The sequence below is a fragment of the Streptomyces sp. NBC_00193 genome, assembly GCF_026342735.1.
GTDB classification, from domain to species: Bacteria; Actinomycetota; Actinomycetes; order Streptomycetales; family Streptomycetaceae; genus Streptomyces; species Streptomyces stoeckheimensis.
In genome coordinates this window covers 200,588-215,908 of the sequence record NZ_JAPEMM010000002.1, presented here as the reverse complement: position 1 = coordinate 215,908, position 15,321 = coordinate 200,588, and the positions used below count along the sequence as shown (strand labels likewise).

Genomic DNA, 15,321 nt, shown 5'->3' with positions numbered 1-15,321 from the left:
GGCGAAAGAGGCAGGTGGACCGGGATGCGCGAGACACGACGCGTGGCGCGGGTACTGGGGGCGTGCGCGGCGGCGCTGACCTTGGCGTTGGCGGCGCCGGGTACGGCACAGGCTGCGAACGGGGTGCTGTTCATCGACCGGGCGCCGGTGCATGACCCTTCCGGCTGCTACCCGTTGGGCGACTTCGTGCCCTCGGAGGTCGCCAACTTCACGGACGAGACCGCCTTCGTATGGTCGGGCCCCCACTGCGACGGGCGGGTGACGGGCGCCGTCCTGCCGGGGCAGCTGGTCCGCCCCGCTCCCGGCATGAGCCTGTTCATCCTGTAGCAGTACCTCCGATGACACACCGGAACCCCTGGACCGTGCCGGCGCGACGAGCCCTCAAGGCGTCGCCGCCGGCACGGGTGGGGGAGGGGTCACCGGCGGGTCAGGAAGGCGCGGAGTGCGGCGCCGGTCTCCTCCGGGTGGGTGAGGAGCCCTCCGTGCGCAGCGCCGGCGATGACCGTGAACTCGCCTCGCGGCAGGGCGTCGGCGGCGACCTGGGACGCGTGCGGCGGGAAGTAGAGGTCGTGCTCGAAGCCCAGGACCAGTACGGGGATGGTGATGTCGGCGAGCGCGGCCATGCGGTGCGGGTCGCGCAGCCAGGCTTCGGCTGCGGTGGCCTGGCCCACCTCCCCGTCGGACGAGGTCCAGAGGCCTTCCTGGGCTCCGAGGAGCTCCAGCCAGGTGCGGGTCTGCTGCTCGTCCTCGCGCAGGACGGCCGGCGGCAGGCTGGAGAGCAGGGTCTGCAGGCGCGTGAACGCGGCGGGCAGCCGACCGGTCGCGGCGATCAGCTCGGCCTCCGCGTCCAGCATCGCGTCGAGGACCCCGGTGACCGGTCCGGCGCCCGCCATGAGCACCGCGCAGGCCACCAGGTCGGGCCGGGTACGGGCCAGCAGCTCGACGGTGAAGCTCCCCAGCGAGTACCCCACCACCGCGGCGCCGGTCAGGCCGAGGGCGTCCATCAGCCCCGCCAGGTCCCCGGCCAGATCCGCCATCGAGCACTCCGCCGACGGGGCGTCGGAAGGGGCGACACCGCGCGCGGCATAGGTGATCACCTCGAAGCCCGCCATGACCAGGCCTTCGCGGACCCCGCACAGCTCCCATGCCACCGGCGGCATCCCCGTACCGCCTGCCAGCACCACCGGTCGCCCGCGCCCTGTTCGCTCGTACGCGATCCGCACCCCGTCCACGACCACCGACTCCACGCGCGCCCCCTGATCCGTGCTGATGGGTCAGGGAAGGATGCCCGCTCCGGGGACAAGAGTCCATGATCGCGTGAGCCACGCCGCCCGGCGAGAACCCACCGGCCGCGCACTGCAGGGGTGTTGCACCCCTCATCGCTACTGACTTCAGGCGCCTTCGATCGGCCCGGCCCGATCCCATCCAGGCGCGCGCACGTCGATCGTGAGACCCGCCGCCCCGACCTCCTCACCGCAGGTCCGGCACGTCGACGTCAGATCGAGGTCGTGCTCGGTGTCGTGCTCGGAGCCGGGCCCACCGCGATGCCGGAAGGCGACCGGCGGAGCGTCCACCGCCCAACGATCACCCCAGGCCAGAAGCGCGCGCATCACCGGTGCCAGATCGCGCCCGGCCTCCGTGAGGTGGTACTCGAAGCGCAAGGGGCGCTCGCTGTAGGCGCGGCGCTCGACCACGCCCACCTCCTCCAGAGCGCGGAGTCTGGCGGCGAGGCGGTCGCGCGGAGCGCCGGTGTTGCGGACGATCTGGTCGAAGCGCTGGTTGCCGTAGAAGATCTCGCGGATCGCCGAGCCGTGTTCGCGACGGTCGTGGCCGCGGTCTTCATGTCGAACCTCGACCTCTTCATCGTCAACGTGGCCCTCCCGGCGATCGGCCGCTCGTTCGGCGGCAGTGACCTCGGCTCCCTCTCCTGGGTCCTCAACGGCTACGCGATCGTCTTCGCCGCGCTCCTCGTAGTTGCCGGCCGCGTCGCCGACGGCTCCGGCCACAAGCCGGTCTTCCTGACCGGATTGGCGGTGTTCACCCTCGCCTCGATCGGCTGTGCACTCGCTCCCGACGTAGGGACGCTGGTCGCGGCACGGCTCGTACAGGCCGCGGGCGCCGCACTGCTGATGCCGACGTCGCTCGCGCTGCTGCTCGACACGACGGCGCCCGAGAAGCGCGCCGGGGCGGTGCGGGCCTGGGCATCGATCGGCGGGATCGCCGCCGGACTCGGGCCGGTGGCCGGGGGGCTGCTGGCCGAGGCCGGATGGCGCTGGGTGTTCATCGTCAACGTGCCCGTGGGGATCGCGGCGTTCGCGCTAGGCGTCAAGGTGCTGCCTACTCCGCCACGTGCCGGGGCGGAGAAGGGTCCGCTGCCCGACCTGTTCGGTGCCGCCCTTCTCACCGGATCGATCGCAGTGCTCGCGCTCGCCCTGGTCAAGGCTCCCGACTGGGGTTGGACGAACGCCGCCACCCTGGGCGCCCTGGCTGCCGCCGTGCTCCTCGCCATCTGGTTCGTCCTACGATCGGCCCGCCACCCCGTGCCGATCGTCGAACTGCCGCTGCTGCGGGTTCCGGCGTTCGCATCCGCCGCGGCAGCCCTGACGCTGTTCACCGTCGCGTTCGCCGGAATGCTGCTCGGCGCGGTGCTGTGGTGCCAGGGCGTACGGGGCTACTCGGCGCTGCGCACCGGCCTCGCCATCGCGCCGGGACCCTTGCTGGTACCGCCGGTCGCGTTGCGCATCGGGCCCGCCGTCGCCAGATTCGGTGCCGGCCGCATCGCGCTGGCGGGGACCGTCCTGTTCGCGGCCGGCATCCTGTGGTGGGCCGCGACGCTCGACACCGGCTCGGCCTACGCCACCTCGCTCCTGCCAGGCATGATGCTGACCGGCCTCGGCGTCGGCATGACGCTGCCGGTCCTGACCGGGGCATCGGCGGCAGCACTGCCGCCGGCCCGCTTCGCCACCGGCTCGGCCATCACCTCGATGGGCCGCCAGATCGGCGCGGTCCTCGGCGTCGCGATTCTGGTCGGCATCCTCGGCACCCCGACCCCCGCGGACACCGTCGCCGCGTTCCAGCACGGTGGGTACGCGGTCGCCGCGGCGTCCCTGCTCGCCGCGTGCGCGACGATCCCGCTCATCCGCAAGCCGCAACCGCCCGCCGCCAAGCTCGCACAGCCCGCGAGGGCCGCGACGGTCGGCGACGCCTGAGAGCGGGTCCCGTCCGTCCCTCGATGGACGGAGGGGACCCGCCCTCGCCCGAGAGCCCGCACTCCCAGAAGACCGGCACCCGCGAACCCCGCCTGAGCCACCTCGACATCACCCTGCACCACCCGGTTCGCCCGCCACCTCGAAGCTGTTGTGGCCGTCGCGCGCCGGCCCGCGAGCGGGCTGATGATGGCCGCGGCCGGCCCGGCCGTCAGCTGCCCCGGCACTGCCGGTCAGGCCTGCAGATGGTTGGGCAGAGGATATGACCTACGTGCTTTCGGCGGCGGCCCTCGTGAAGTTCTGAAGATCCTCGACTTCACACAAACGCTGTGCTCCAGAGCGCGCGGCTGGTCCTATCGTGAGGCCCATCATCATTCCGATATCCGGCAGGGAAATTGCATGGGGGATCTGATGCATGGATTCGTTCACACCGCGGCACGAACCATCGGCGTAGCGGGACTGGCAGTGGCGTCCGTGATGGCGGGCACCAACGCCCAGGCGGCCAGCGGTGGCGGCTGCGGCACCTACTACGCCGGGACCGGCGGGCAGTACGTCAAGATCAAGGCCTGTATCAGCTCGCCCGGGTGGGGAGTGGGGCGACCCGACGCGTACATCAGCCTGGCTGCGGGGCACCCGGCCTGCAATATTGCTATTCGGACGGTCCGGACGGGTAATTCGCAAGTCGTATCGAACAAGGTGTACCCCTGCCCCTCAGGGGCCATCAATGACAAGCATTTCACGGCTCCCGACTTCAGCGACACGACGGCCGAAACGGGTGAGGCGTATGCCAACTACACCCAGATCAACTGGACCTCTTCCGGAACGTGGACGCTGCCGTACCGCAGTCCGTGGCTGAAGCTCCCGTAGACCCACCACATTTCCTCGGCGGTGCGGCCACCAGGGTCCAGCGGGCCGTCGAGGCGAACGCGGTGACCGCCAAGGCCGTGAAAGGGGCTGCCCGAGGGCAGCCCCTCAGCCGGAGCTGTGTCATCCGCTCGCGGCTGGTCAGTCCGTGTCGACGACTCTTACGGTGACCGGGGTTCCGGCCTCCACCGTGCGGCTGACCGTGCAGAGCTTGTCGTGGGAGGTCTTGACGGCGCGCGGCAGGATCGCTGCGGCCCGGTCTCCGCCCTCGCCTCCGGGGAAGCGGACGGTGAAGGCCACCTGGAGGTCGGTCATGAGGTTGCCGCCGGCGTCCTCGGCCTTGTGCCCTTGGACGGCGACGGAGAACTCGGTGGGTTCGGCGTGCCGTGTGGTGGCGACGTCCACGTCGGCCGCGGAGCAGCCGCCGATCGCGGCGAGGAAGAGCTCGACGGGGGTGAAGCCCCCGCCGGATCCGGTGCCGAAGGTGATCGTTTCACCGCGGGAGTTGGTCGCGGTGAACATGTTCGGACCGGTTCGCTCGACGGTGACGGAGCGCAGGGAGTCAGCAGTCATGACATCGACGGTAGTCCCGCCACCACCTGAACCTCGTGCACGGCACCCTCAAAAGCCCGCCGCGGCAACGGGACCTCCGGGCCTCCGGACGATCCTGCTCGGAGACCGCCGGCGGCTGCGTCCACGGCATCCTGGCCGGCCGGCGGCCGGTCACATGGGTTCGAGCACCGAGAGGACGTTGCCGGCCGGGTCCTTGAACCAGGCGATGACCGGGCCGCCCTCCTCGCGCACGATGCCCTTCTCATCCGCCGTGAAGTCGGGGTAGCGCTCCATGCGGACCCCGGCCGCCGTGAGCTCGTCGACCGCCCGCTCGACGTCGGACACCGGAAAGTTGAGGACCGTGAAGCTCGCGGGCTCGTGGTTGTCCTTCGGGTACACCAGCACCGCGGTGTCGTCGGCGAGGTGGAGGAAGAGCAGGCCCTCGTCCTCCGTGACGCGCATGCCCAGTACCTGCCCGTAGAACTCCCTGGCCTTGTCGATGTCATCGACCGAGAACCCGCTGAACGGCTTGCCGCTGCCTTCGAACATGATCAGCCCTTCGCCGTGCGGTACCCCCTTCCCATCGTCGCCCCTGGTCCGCCGGGCGTCGAGCGCTGGGTCCCAGGGCCCGAGCCCGGGGTGCCCAGCCGTCATGGGGCCCGGGGGCACCCCGTCGGTTCGCCGGCGGGGAGCGGCTCGGCCCCTCGTCTCGTCGACGAAGAGCCGATGCGCCCGCTGACCGGGCACCGGCTGGAGTGCCTGCCGGAATTGGCTGGCAGGTGCATGACGGGTCGAGGGGATGCGGGGCTATTTTCTTAGGGCTCCGGAGGGACGGCTGTCCGAACGCGTGGGCTACCGGCGGGCGATGGCGGTGTCTCCAGTGCCCCGGTTCCGCCGAGGGGCCGGGTCCCCCCACGCATCGAGGAAGACGACCATGTCTCTGCGCACCTGGCTGAAGATCGGCACCTCCGCCGCCGCAATGGTTCTCGCGGCGGCAACCGCCGCGACCGCGGCACCCACGGCCATACCGGAAGCCTCCGCAGCGGTGGTGACGCTCCGATACGACGACAGCCGGGCCGCCGGCTGGGAAGCGGCCATCACGGCCGGCGTCGCTGCCTGGAACGCGAACGTCAGCAACGTTCGGCTGGTGGAGGCCGCGCCCGGGGTCCGGGCCGAGATCGTCATCGTGGCCACCACCGGCTGGCCGCAGGCCACCCTCGGTCCGGTCCGTCCCGGACGACAGGTCCGAGTCGAACTCGGAGCGCAGGCCGTGAGCCAGGGGTACGACAAGACGCGCATCGCAGCGCACGAGTTGGGCCACAGCCTGGGCCTCCCGGACACCAAGCCGGGGCCGTGCTCGCAGTTGATGTCCGGGTCCAGTGCCGGGACGGCCTGCACCAACGCCGTGCCCAACGCGACCGAGCGGTCCCGCGTGCAGAGCGCGTACGCGAACGGCCTCGCGGCGACGGTGCCGACCGACGGCCGGGTACTCATCGACGCCCCCTGACCGGCGGGCGGGCCCCGCTCTGGGCTGTCCGGCCGGTATGAGCAGCGCATCTCCGTGTACGTGCTGGCGCCACCCACGCGGTGAGGGGAACCGTCAGCAGGAGAGGTCGTTGCCGGCCGGGCAGCCGCACGGCTGGGTGGTGTCGCAGTAGCGCTCAGCGACTACCCGGCAGGCGGCGTAGGGCTCGGACACGTCGGCAGCGCGGCTTCGGAGGGTCCTAGCCGTCCGCCTTCCGGGCGGCCTGGGCGATGTCTCCGAGCACCTTCGCCGGCCGACCGCCCGGCCGAACGGCTTCGCCGATGTTCTTCTTGAAGTCGGCGTTCACTCCGGCCCAGGACTTCTTGCCCACGGGGTAGAGACGCGAGGACGGCAGGGCGTGCAGGAACACCTTGAGCGGTGCGGTCCCGGGATCTTCGGAGCCGAGCATCCGCTGATAGCCGGTCGTCGTCACCGGCAGCAGCCCGTACTTCGAGGTGAAGGCGGTGACGTTCTTCTCCTCGTACAGGTAGTCGAGGAACGTTCCGGCTTCCTTCGGGTGCCCGTTCTTGAAGGCCATGACCCAGTCGGCGACGCCCATCGCCTGCGGCTCCGAGCCGTCCGCCGTGGGCAGCGCGACCATCCCGAGCTTGACGCCCTTCGCGGCCGCCTGGTTCACGAGCGTGGGGTGGCCGTTGAGTATACCGACCTCTCCGCGCGTGAAGGCGTCGAAGGCCTTCTGGCGGTCGAGCTTTCCCGGTTCGTCCGGGCCGGTCAGCCCGGCGCCGACCAGGTTGTCCCGGAGGAACTCGAACGTCCTCACGTTCGCGGACGAGTCGATGGCGTAGCTCTCGGAGTCGTTCGTGATGCCGCCGCCGCCGGCGAGCATCCACTGCATCGACTCGGCCTGTGCCTCCTCCGGCCCCAGGGGCAGCGCGATCGGCGTACGCACCCCGTCGCTCTTGAGCTTCTTCGCCGCCGCCGTCAGGTCGGCCCAGCTCTTGGGCTGCCACGGCGCGCCTTTGGCGATGACGCCCGCCTCCTCCAGGAGCTTCGTGTTGTAGAACATCAGCCGGGTCGAGGCCACGAACGGCAGACCGTACTGATAGCCGCGGACCCTGCCGGCTTCGGCGAGCGGCGCGAGCAGATCGGCCTCGGTGCGCACCGAGAGGAGCTCGTCGGCTGCGTACAGCTTCCCGGCGGCCGCGTAGTCGGCGTAGGCGCCTATCTGCGCGATGTCGGGCGCGTGGCCGGCCCGGACCATCTCGGCGACCTTCGCGTCCACGTCGTTCCAGGACAGGACGCTCACCTCCACCCGTACGCCGGGATGCGCCTGCTCGAAGGTGTACGCGAGGGCCTTCCAGTACGGCTCGGAGGAGTTGGCCGGGCTGTCACCGTAGTCGGCGGCCACGATCCGCAGCACCACCTTCCCGGCTCCCGGATCCGACCCCGCTCCGCAGCCGGCCAGCAGCACCACCGCCAGGCAGCCGGCCCCGGACGCCCGCAACGCACGACGCTTCATCCTCATGACCCACCCTTCTCAGCTCCGTACCGGGCGTAGGTCTACACCACTTTCACGTCCTCTTCACAGGGTTCCGCACAACCGAATCAGCACCGTGTCCCCATCAAATCCCGCCACCGGTAAACCAGTTGTAGCCAGCATGAAGTCCGGGTCGGCCCGATGAGGCACTCGCGTCCCCGGCGCATCCCCCGTGAGAGCCACGAGAAGTGTCCCTGCGCGGGTGATCCGGCGAGGGCGGCAGCTTCCTACCGTGCTCCTCAGGTCACCACCCGGTGTGACCACGACGGGAGGTCACCATGGGCACGGGGTCCGACACGCGGCACGAGACCGGCTCCGGCCCGGACCGCGGACCGGCCGGCCGCAGCGGACGGTTCGGCCGGATCGCGCGTTCTCCGATCGGCTGGCTGCTGACGGGCGTGGCCGGCGTCGGCCTGGTCTCGGGCCTGACGGCCACCGGACCCGGCCCGGTCCCGGTGCTCGGAGCGGCCGCGGCCGTTGCCGTGTACTGGTGGGTGATGCACCGTGTCGCCGGGCGTCCCACACCGGAGATCGCCCGGAGGGGATCCGTCCGGGATGCGCTGCTCGGTGGCGGGATCGGCCTGGGCTTCATCCTCGTCCCCGTCCTCCTGCTCACCGCGTGCGGAGGCTACTCCTTCTCCTGGGCCGGCCGCGGTTTCATCCCGGTTCTGTGGACCGCCGTGATGGTGCTCGTCGGTGGTATCAGGACGGTGGCCCGCGGCGACGCACTGCTCGCTCCGGCCGTCACACGGCACCTCATCGGCCACTTCGCCGAACACCTCCGGCCCGCGCACGCCGAACGCGACTCGGTCGCCGAGACCCTGACCCCCCGTGAGCTGGAAGTGTTCCAGCAGGTGGCCCGAGGTCTTTCGAACGCCGAGATCGCCGCAGCACTCTTCATCACCCCCGAGACCGTCAAGACCTATGTCTCCCGCATCCTGGCCAAACTCGGCCTGCGCGACCGCGTCCAAGCCGTGGTCCTCGCCCACCGCATCGGCCTCATGACCCACCCGTAGCTTCACCTCCGACCCGGCTTGCAACACCCCTACGAGGCCCCGGTGGATCGCCGGTGCGGCCCCCCTTGGCGGCTGCGAGCACCTGTCGTGGCGGCCTCGCGGGCAGGCAGTCAGCTCGTCGGGTCCTGGTGCAGCATGCGGATGACGGCGAGGACCCGGCGGTAGTGGTCCTCCGACACCGGCAGACCGAGCTTTCCGAAGATCGCCGCCACGTGCTTCGCCACGGTGCCCGCTGATACGTGCAGCTGCTGGGCGATGTCCGTGTTCGAGCGGCCCTCGGCCATCAGTCTCAGCACGTCCCGCTCCCGGTCGGTGAGCGCCCGCAGTTCCTCGCTGTGTCGGCCCGCACCGGCCAGCTGGGTGACGACCTCAGGGTCGAGGGCGGTGCCGCCGGCCGCGACCCGTTGCCAGGGCGTCCGCGAACTCGGCGAGGTTGGCGACCCGCTCCGGGCCGAGGGCGCGGGCGGATCGTCCTGGCCGCCGCCTGTGCGCTCGTCCTGCTGGGTATGGGCGTCTCCGCGCGGGTCTGGGCCTCGCAGGACGAGGCCTCGCCCACCGCGGGCGACAAACCCGCGGCATCCTCCACGGCCCCCACCCCGACCAGGACTCCGACCCCCAGCCCTTCGCCCACAACCACACGCACACCGACACCGAGCCCGACGCCGAGTCTGTCGGCTGGTGGGGGCAGCGGGCGGCGAGTCCGTCCCCGGGCAACAGCCCCAAGCCGGTGCTCGCCCCGCCCACCGGACTGACCACATCCCTGATCACCATGAACCCGCTCTCGAACGAGCACGGCCCCTACCTCAGCAGCGAGTGGAAAGTGAACCTGGAGGCGTACCCGAAGACCCTCTACACCGACTGCTCGGAAACAACCCGGCAGCTCGATCGCAAGTCCTCCACCGGGTCGGGACCGGGTGTGGCCTGGCCATTCCCGGCCTCAGGGAGCGATGGAACAGTGGTTGGCGTTACGCATTGACCGACGTCATGGACGCCGTTGACGGCGGGCGTTCCCGCCGGTTACCCGTGCTCGTCCGGTTCGGCGTCGGCGAAGGCACGGTGTCCGCCGAGTTCTCGGGCTGGGCGAGCACATCGCCGGGGTGTACGAGCTCGTCACCGCGAAGTCCGCCGGTGCACAAGGGCTCCCGCCTCGCCACCGAAGGCGTCCGTCTCGCTGGATCTCTCGGGCGTCAGTCCGGCAGCCAGTGCAGCTCGTAGGCCAGGGTTTTGGCGACGGCGCGGATGCGGCGGTGGAGCGGCGACTGCTCGAGTGGGAGGACCAGGTGGATCGTCAGGCTCGGCGCGCCCCGCAGCGGTCGCCAGGTGAGACCGGCCGGTTGTACCGTCGCCGCGGCTTCTCCGGCCGGGGCGAGGGTGGCCCCGTCGCGCAGGTCGCGCTGAGACATGTCGAAGGAGATCGCAGGCGTGTGGAAGCGGGGGTGTGGCCGGGTGTCTCGGAACAGTGCGGACAGCTGATCGTGGATCACGGGATTGGCCGCGCGATGCGGGAGCCGCAGCGGATACGCGGCCGCGTCGGCGATCTCGATCTCCGCGTGCCCGGCCAGCGGGTGGTGCTCCGCCAGCTGGACCCCGATGCGCGCACGCCGCAGCAGGTACCGCCGCACGTCACGGCCCGGCTGTTCACCGCGGGTGATCCCGGCATCGATGCGGCCGTCGGCGACCGCGGGGGAGATCTCCGGTGTCGCCATCGGGACCGCGTCGACCTCGAGTCCGCTGTTGCCGCGAATCAGCCTGTCCACCAGGGCCGGTGCCGTTTCGGCCCCGGCGCTGAGGCTGTATCCGATGCGCAGCGTGCCCAGTTCACCGGCCGCCGCGCTCCGGGCGGTGTCCCATGCCCGGTCCAGAGCCGCCAGCGCGGGCGGCGCGGATTCCGCCAAAGCCGCACCGGCCGTGGTCAATACGACGCTACGCGTGCTGCGGACCAGCAGGGCCGTACCGAGTTCCGTCTCCAATCGGCGCATCCGGGCGCTGAGTGCCGGCTGTGCGATACCGATCCGTGCGGCCGCGCGAGTGAAGTTCAACTCCTGCGCCAGCACCAGGAAGTACCGCAGGCTCACCGTATCCGGCGCCACGTGCCCTCCCCACCGATTGATAACGAGCCGCTCTGAGCCTATTCCGTACCGGTCTTTCCCCCGACCGCAGATCAAGCCCTAACCTGCGCATACGACGATTCGACTGATCGCAGTACCCGTCACCGGGACCGGTCGATCTGCATGTCAATTCGAAGTCGGACGTGTCCGGCCGAACACAGGAGGTTTCCATGGCCAAGGGCTACTGGGTCAGTGTCTACCCCGCCATTGCCGACCCTGAGAGGCTGACCGCCTACAACGAGCTGGCCGGTCCGGCCGTCCAGGCCGCGGGCGGGCGCCTCCTGGCCGGTGGCGGTCGAGTCGTCGCCCACGAGGCCGGAATCACGCAACGCGTCGTCCTGGTCGAGTTCGACAGCTTTGAACAGGCCGTCGCGGCATACGAGAGCGAGGCATACCAGAAGGCGCTGGTGGCCCTCCCCGACGGCGTCGAGCGCGACTTCCGCATCATCGAAGGCACCGACTGACCGGCGGGCCCCGCCCCTAGCGGCCGCCGGGTCGGCTCACCAGCCCGCGGCACCACCGACGGCCGTTTCGCCTGCCGACCCGTTCAGGGGCGGGCCGAGGGCGCCGACCGCGCTGTGGAGGCCGGTGGTCGAGTCAAGCGTCTCGGTCTGCGCCGCCCCTGACGGGTCAGAAGCCCCGGTCGTAGATGGCCCGTAGCCACGGTTCCCTGACGGCGGGCATCCGCGCGAGCGTGTACCGGAACGCCTCCCTGGACGGCCGGAACGGGTACCACCGATACGGCGGCAGTGGGTCGTCCCGCTCCACGCCTGCCGGCAGCCCGCCGACCACCGGCCGCCGGGTCCGGTGCGGCGGGAAGGCGAGCTCGGCCCAGAGCGCGGCATCTACAGGTACCGGCACCGGCACCGACCCGGCGCGCGGCCGCCACATGTCTCCGGTCTGCGGATGGACCGGCACCAGCACCAGGTCGGCGGCCGGCTCGCCGAACCCCGGCCCAGCCAGGGCCAACCGCTTCGCACCTTCCCCGGCGGGCAACAGCGCGCCAAGTGCCCAGCCGAGGAGTTCCGTGACCGGCCCGGGCGCCACCTCGACCGGCGCGCCCCCGGCGGCAACCACCACCTGGGCCAGGGCCACGCCCGCAGGGATGTCCTGGTACTCGCTCAGCCGGTGCCACAGCGCACCGGTGGCCAGCAGATCCGCCCAACCCATGACCGGCCGCTCCGGCGGGCCGGGCAGCCGCACCACTGCCTGCGGGACGAGCCGGACGACCTGCCAGCACCCGCAGTCGTCCATCCTCGTTCCCACCGGCAGATCGCAGCCCAGGCAGGCAAGGTTCGGCCCGTCCCTCCCGTCGATCCCCATGCAGTAGCCATCGGCCCGTTCGAGGATCAGCCTGGTGTTGCGCATGTCGCCGGGCGCGAGGAGAACGGCGTCCGCCGGCCCGTCGGCCATCCCGCCGAACGGCGCGAAGCGCCCCCGCGCCGCGGTCTCGCCCGCCCCGACCTCGTCCCACTGCCGCCACGGTGGCCCGTACGGTGCGGGGTCGACGGCGTACGACCCGGCCTCCAGCAGCGGCGGGTGCAGCTCCTCCCAGTGGGTGTCGGCGAGGTGGATCGGCAACGCCACCTCCGACACCGCCGCCGTCAGAACCCCACCGCAGCCCGCACACCCGAACACCGCCAAGCTGTCCCCTCCCGCTGCCGAAGCCCCTGCATCCCACCAAGCAGGCGGACAAGGGAACAAGGGGTTTTCAGACGACACTCAACGCCCGTCTTCCTCAGAGACTCGTCCGACCAAGATGACGGACCGCCACGGTGCGACCTGCACGACTCCTGTGTGCACCCTCTCGCCTTGGCGGACAGCGGCCCTCGGGCCCGGCGCCAGGTGCGATCCTGCGTGTATGAACCATCTCGGCGACGCGCACCTGCACACCTGGACGCTACGCTTCATGGCTCTCCTGGCAGCCGACCCCCAGGATCAACTTGCCTGGCTGGGCGAGCGTGAGCCGGATACGAAGGACGTCGTTGAAGAAGTGGAGCTCCTCTGCCGCGTCTCCGAAGGACTCGCGGAGCGCGGAATCTTCGAGCCCGACGAACTGCGCGACCTCCGGGCCATGGGCCGTCGCCTCGGCGAGATCGATGCCACCCGTCGCGTCGGCCTCTGGGACAACGCCCTGGCCACAGATCCGGCGTGGGACGACGTACGTTCCTTGGCCCGCCAGTTTCTCCTCACGAGCCTGGGCGACTGGCGTCAGCCACTGCCACGCCCCGTGCGCCCGCACACGGGGCACCATTGAGCCGTCCGGGCCGTGATGCTGCGACTTTGGCGCAGTTGGCGCCGCCACCCACCGCCTGCCGGCCCGACGAGGACGCGGCCCACGAGCTGATGGCCCGGTTCGGCCGTTGGAGCCCGTACCGCTGACGCAGGCGGAGCCCTCACCACGCATCACCGGGAGGGGAACTCCAGCGCAATCCAGCTCATTGCCAGGGCTTAAACTGCCACTTCGGGCATTCCTCGGTGCGGGCCTGGTAGGCGACGGGGGTGCCGTTGTTGCGGTGTTTCCCGCCCGTCACACCGACGCAGTGCTGGTCGCCGATCTCGAAGCGGTCCCCGTGTCCCTCCAGCCCCCACTCTGTGTTCAGGTTCTGGTCCGAGCAGTCCGCCTGCACGATGTCGACACCCAGGTCGAAGCAGTCTCCGGCCAGGGCAAGGCACTTATCGCTGTGCTGTGCCCGGAGCTTGCGGAAGAGGACGTGATCGGTTTGTTGGCCGGCCGGCCGGTCCTCCAGCTGCCCGACAGGGTTGTCGAAGCCGTTTGTGACCCGCCACCGCTGGTCCGTGATTCCCAGACAGTCCCACAGGACTACATCGGCCCCGGAGTCTGGGAGGATCCTGGGACGGCCAGGCATTTGCCGTCCGGACTGCGGATCTCGTAGTACTGCACGGAAGCGTGAGCAGGGCCCGCAGCCAGGGCACCCAGGGCCAGGGACTGCGCGGCGAGGATCCCGAAGGCTGCGGCCACACGGGCCGCGGGACGCCGGGGTAGGGGAGTAACGGGCCCTCCTTCGGCCATACGAGATACCCGACAGTCGACGCTAGCCGCCCTCCCGGGGCCACCAGGCCTCAGGTGCGTCCATTCGGGTGGCCTGCTCAGAGCTCAATGTGAAGATCAACAGACGACGCTGACCGGGCCGTCGGGGATGTCCTCGGTGAGGATGAAGATGACCTGGGCGCGGGTTTCCAGCTGCTCGCCTGCACCTCCTCGCGCGTCCCGACCCCCTCCAAGGCGCGGAGCGGCCGGGCCCCCGCCGGGAAATGCGAACGCGAACATCGTCCGCTGGTCCGAACTCGCCCGCGGCGGCCACTTCCTCGCCACGGAACAACCCGACCTCCTGGTTACTGGTCTCCGCGAAGCACTCCGCCCCTACCGCTGACAGCCCTGCCGCCTGCAGGGTGCACGCCGCGTAGATCTGCGGCAGATCTGGGACGGCGGCCGGGGGCCGTCCTCGCCACCGCCTCCGCCGCGTTCGCCAGGGATTTTGCACCGGCCGGCCTGTGCGGGCCGCGACCTTCCCGGGCGGCGGCCCGCACTGCTGCGCTCACCCCGCGCCTCGGGCCCTGGCTACGTAGGTGAGAGCGACGAGCGGCTGTGGACGATTCCCGGCATCGGGGCTGACTCGAGATGCTCGGGGATGTCGATGAGTGATGGCGCACCTGGGAGCGTGGGGCGGTGGGCCAGGTGGGTCGGAGCCAGACTTCCTCCCCCAGACGGGGGAGGAAGTCTGTACCTGCGGAGGCGGCGTCCCGGCCGCTGCTCGCCGCAGGATGAGCCCATGCCCCGATCCCACAAGAAGCACCTGGCCGCAGCCCTCACCGCCTGCCTTGGCGCCCTCGCCTACACCGTCAGCAAGGTGGATCTGGCGCGGGACGGCGAGTTGGGCATGCCGGGCTTCCCCGCGCCGGCGGAGGCCTACGCCACCGTCGCCAACGTAGAGACCGCCCAACTGGCCAACGCGGCCCTCGGCCTGCTGATGGCCTTAGTTGCGCTGCTCCTCCTCCGGCTGCCGGGGACCCCGCTAGTCCGCTGGCCGGCACTCGTCGTTTCCTGGGCGGGCATCGCGATGGTCGGAGCGGGCGTTCTCGGCTTCGGCGCCCGCGCGGCGGGTCTGGCACCGAGCTTGGGCGCCACCCCTCCCCACATGCCCACCGCGCTAGCGGCATTGCTTGTCGGAGCCGTGTGGGTGACGGCGTGGACCATCGCCACGGTCTCCGCCACGCGCAGCAGCCGCAAGCGGCGCACCGGCAGCGCCAATTGTGAGGTTCAGAGTCATCACCCGGCGTCACGGGTTCGCAGCGGACCATCAACTGCGGAACGGCAAGGCCACCATTGACCCGAAGCGCGCCGAATGGCCCCCCTGTCCGTGGCTTCCCACTGGTGTGCCCGGCGGTGGCAGAACGGTTCGTGCGATTCGAGAGCCACTGCCGCGAATCACCCGGCCTGGAACGGGCCTGTAGTGCTGTGCCCGTCCGAGGGCGAGGAGATCGGAGGGAAAGCGGTACGGCAGGTTCACCTTCCAGCTGAAACGCACAC

Annotated in this window: 16 protein-coding genes and 1 pseudogene; 8 read left to right on the top strand and 9 right to left on the bottom strand. The window is 70.8% G+C overall.

The window, feature by feature from the left end; genetic code table 11:
• Positions 1 to 24: 24 nt before the first annotated feature.
• Complete coding sequence (locus OG898_RS29100; RefSeq protein ID WP_250743447.1) at positions 25 to 327, top strand: hypothetical protein; 303 nt, start codon at positions 25 to 27, stop codon at positions 325 to 327.
• An 89-nt stretch (positions 328 to 416) separates the two neighbouring features.
• Here the strand turns inward: OG898_RS29100 and OG898_RS29095 are convergent, their stop codons facing one another.
• Positions 417 to 1,247: an alpha/beta fold hydrolase gene (locus OG898_RS29095; RefSeq protein ID WP_250743448.1), complete on the bottom strand. Its 831-nt coding sequence runs from the start codon at positions 1,245 to 1,247 to the stop codon at positions 417 to 419.
• A gap of 144 nt (positions 1,248 to 1,391) precedes the next feature.
• Positions 1,392 to 1,763: a helix-turn-helix domain-containing protein gene (locus tag OG898_RS29090; protein ID WP_323185074.1), complete on the bottom strand. Its 372-nt coding sequence runs from the start codon at positions 1,761 to 1,763 to the stop codon at positions 1,392 to 1,394.
• Between the two features lie 48 nt (positions 1,764 to 1,811).
• On the opposite strand from OG898_RS29090, the gene OG898_RS29085 reads away from it, so the two are divergent.
• Together OG898_RS29085 and OG898_RS29080 are read left to right on the top strand one after the other, a co-directional pair.
• Entirely contained in the window at positions 1,812 to 3,209 is a 1,398-nt protein-coding gene (locus OG898_RS29085) for an MFS transporter (RefSeq protein ID WP_266960899.1), read from the top strand.
• Between the two features lie 396 nt (positions 3,210 to 3,605).
• A complete protein-coding gene (locus OG898_RS29080) occupies positions 3,606 to 4,073 on the top strand; it encodes a hypothetical protein (RefSeq protein WP_250743450.1) in 468 nt (155 codons plus the stop codon).
• A 138-nt stretch (positions 4,074 to 4,211) separates the two neighbouring features.
• Here the strand turns inward: OG898_RS29080 and OG898_RS29075 are convergent, their stop codons facing one another.
• Together OG898_RS29075 and OG898_RS29070 are read right to left on the bottom strand one after the other, a co-directional pair.
• Positions 4,212 to 4,643 (bottom strand): OsmC family protein, encoded by a 432-nt coding sequence (locus OG898_RS29075; RefSeq protein WP_250743451.1) that lies wholly within the window; start codon positions 4,641 to 4,643, stop codon positions 4,212 to 4,214.
• Positions 4,644 to 4,793: 150 nt separating this feature from the next.
• Positions 4,794 to 5,171, bottom strand: a complete 378-nt coding sequence (locus OG898_RS29070) for a VOC family protein (RefSeq protein WP_266960895.1) — start codon at positions 5,169 to 5,171, stop codon at positions 4,794 to 4,796.
• Between the two features lie 385 nt (positions 5,172 to 5,556).
• On the opposite strand from OG898_RS29070, the gene OG898_RS29065 reads away from it, so the two are divergent.
• Positions 5,557 to 6,129 carry a snapalysin family zinc-dependent metalloprotease gene (locus tag OG898_RS29065; protein WP_250743453.1) on the top strand — a complete coding sequence of 191 codons (573 nt, stop codon included), beginning with the start codon at positions 5,557 to 5,559 and terminating at the stop codon, positions 6,127 to 6,129.
• A gap of 217 nt (positions 6,130 to 6,346) precedes the next feature.
• On the opposite strand, the gene OG898_RS29060 is transcribed toward OG898_RS29065, so the two are convergent.
• Complete coding sequence (locus OG898_RS29060) at positions 6,347 to 7,633, bottom strand: ABC transporter substrate-binding protein (RefSeq protein WP_250743455.1); 1,287 nt, start codon at positions 7,631 to 7,633, stop codon at positions 6,347 to 6,349.
• Between the two features lie 290 nt (positions 7,634 to 7,923).
• On the opposite strand from OG898_RS29060, the gene OG898_RS29055 reads away from it, so the two are divergent.
• Positions 7,924 to 8,661, top strand: a complete 738-nt coding sequence (locus tag OG898_RS29055) for a response regulator transcription factor (RefSeq protein ID WP_266960892.1) — start codon at positions 7,924 to 7,926, stop codon at positions 8,659 to 8,661.
• Positions 8,662 to 8,771: 110 nt separating this feature from the next.
• Here the strand turns inward: OG898_RS29055 and OG898_RS29050 are convergent.
• Together OG898_RS29050 and OG898_RS29045 are read right to left on the bottom strand one after the other, a co-directional pair.
• Positions 8,772 to 9,108 (bottom strand): annotated as a pseudogene (locus OG898_RS29050) (response regulator transcription factor); the annotation flags it as partial.
• 740 nt (positions 9,109 to 9,848) lie between these two features.
• Positions 9,849 to 10,751, bottom strand: coding sequence for a LysR family transcriptional regulator (locus OG898_RS29045; protein ID WP_250743459.1), 903 nt, complete (start codon positions 10,749 to 10,751; stop codon positions 9,849 to 9,851).
• Positions 10,752 to 10,939: 188 nt separating this feature from the next.
• On the opposite strand from OG898_RS29045, the gene OG898_RS29040 reads away from it, so the two are divergent.
• Positions 10,940 to 11,233, top strand: a complete 294-nt coding sequence (locus OG898_RS29040; RefSeq protein WP_266960889.1) for a DUF1330 domain-containing protein — start codon at positions 10,940 to 10,942, stop codon at positions 11,231 to 11,233.
• Positions 11,234 to 11,399: 166 nt separating this feature from the next.
• Here the strand turns inward: OG898_RS29040 and OG898_RS29035 are convergent, their stop codons facing one another.
• Complete coding sequence (locus OG898_RS29035; protein ID WP_266960887.1) at positions 11,400 to 12,356, bottom strand: hypothetical protein; 957 nt, start codon at positions 12,354 to 12,356, stop codon at positions 11,400 to 11,402.
• Between the two features lie 274 nt (positions 12,357 to 12,630).
• Between OG898_RS29035 and OG898_RS29030 the strand changes: the two genes are divergently transcribed.
• Positions 12,631 to 13,026: a hypothetical protein gene (locus OG898_RS29030; RefSeq protein ID WP_266960885.1), complete on the top strand. Its 396-nt coding sequence runs from the start codon at positions 12,631 to 12,633 to the stop codon at positions 13,024 to 13,026.
• Positions 13,027 to 13,207: 181 nt separating this feature from the next.
• On the opposite strand, the gene OG898_RS29025 is transcribed toward OG898_RS29030, so the two are convergent.
• Complete coding sequence (locus OG898_RS29025; protein ID WP_266960883.1) at positions 13,208 to 13,639, bottom strand: hypothetical protein; 432 nt, start codon at positions 13,637 to 13,639, stop codon at positions 13,208 to 13,210.
• Between the two features lie 924 nt (positions 13,640 to 14,563).
• Between OG898_RS29025 and OG898_RS29020 the strand changes: the two genes are divergently transcribed.
• Complete coding sequence (locus OG898_RS29020; protein WP_266960881.1) at positions 14,564 to 15,121, top strand: hypothetical protein; 558 nt, start codon at positions 14,564 to 14,566, stop codon at positions 15,119 to 15,121.
• Positions 15,122 to 15,321 lie beyond the last annotated feature (200 nt).

Bases quoted from the DNA above. Each gene is read 5' to 3' on its own strand.
- OG898_RS29100 (WP_250743447.1), top strand. From the start codon at position 25: ATGCGCGAGACACGACGCGTGGCGCGGGTACTGGGGGCGTGCGCGGCG.
- OG898_RS29080 (WP_250743450.1), top strand. From the start codon at position 3,606: ATGGGGGATCTGATGCATGGATTCGTTCACACCGCGGCACGAACCATC.
- OG898_RS29075 (WP_250743451.1), bottom strand. From the start codon at position 4,643: ATGACTGCTGACTCCCTGCGCTCCGTCACCGTCGAGCGAACCGGTCCG.
- OG898_RS29070 (WP_266960895.1), bottom strand. From the start codon at position 5,171: ATGTTCGAAGGCAGCGGCAAGCCGTTCAGCGGGTTCTCGGTCGATGAC.
- OG898_RS29065 (WP_250743453.1), top strand. From the start codon at position 5,557: ATGTCTCTGCGCACCTGGCTGAAGATCGGCACCTCCGCCGCCGCAATG.
- OG898_RS29060 (WP_250743455.1), bottom strand. From the start codon at position 7,633: ATGAGGATGAAGCGTCGTGCGTTGCGGGCGTCCGGGGCCGGCTGCCTG.
- OG898_RS29055 (WP_266960892.1), top strand. From the start codon at position 7,924: ATGGGCACGGGGTCCGACACGCGGCACGAGACCGGCTCCGGCCCGGAC.
- OG898_RS29040 (WP_266960889.1), top strand. From the start codon at position 10,940: ATGGCCAAGGGCTACTGGGTCAGTGTCTACCCCGCCATTGCCGACCCT.
- OG898_RS29030 (WP_266960885.1), top strand. From the start codon at position 12,631: ATGAACCATCTCGGCGACGCGCACCTGCACACCTGGACGCTACGCTTC.
- OG898_RS29025 (WP_266960883.1), bottom strand. From the start codon at position 13,639: ATGCCTGGCCGTCCCAGGATCCTCCCAGACTCCGGGGCCGATGTAGTC.
- OG898_RS29020 (WP_266960881.1), top strand. From the start codon at position 14,564: ATGCCCCGATCCCACAAGAAGCACCTGGCCGCAGCCCTCACCGCCTGC.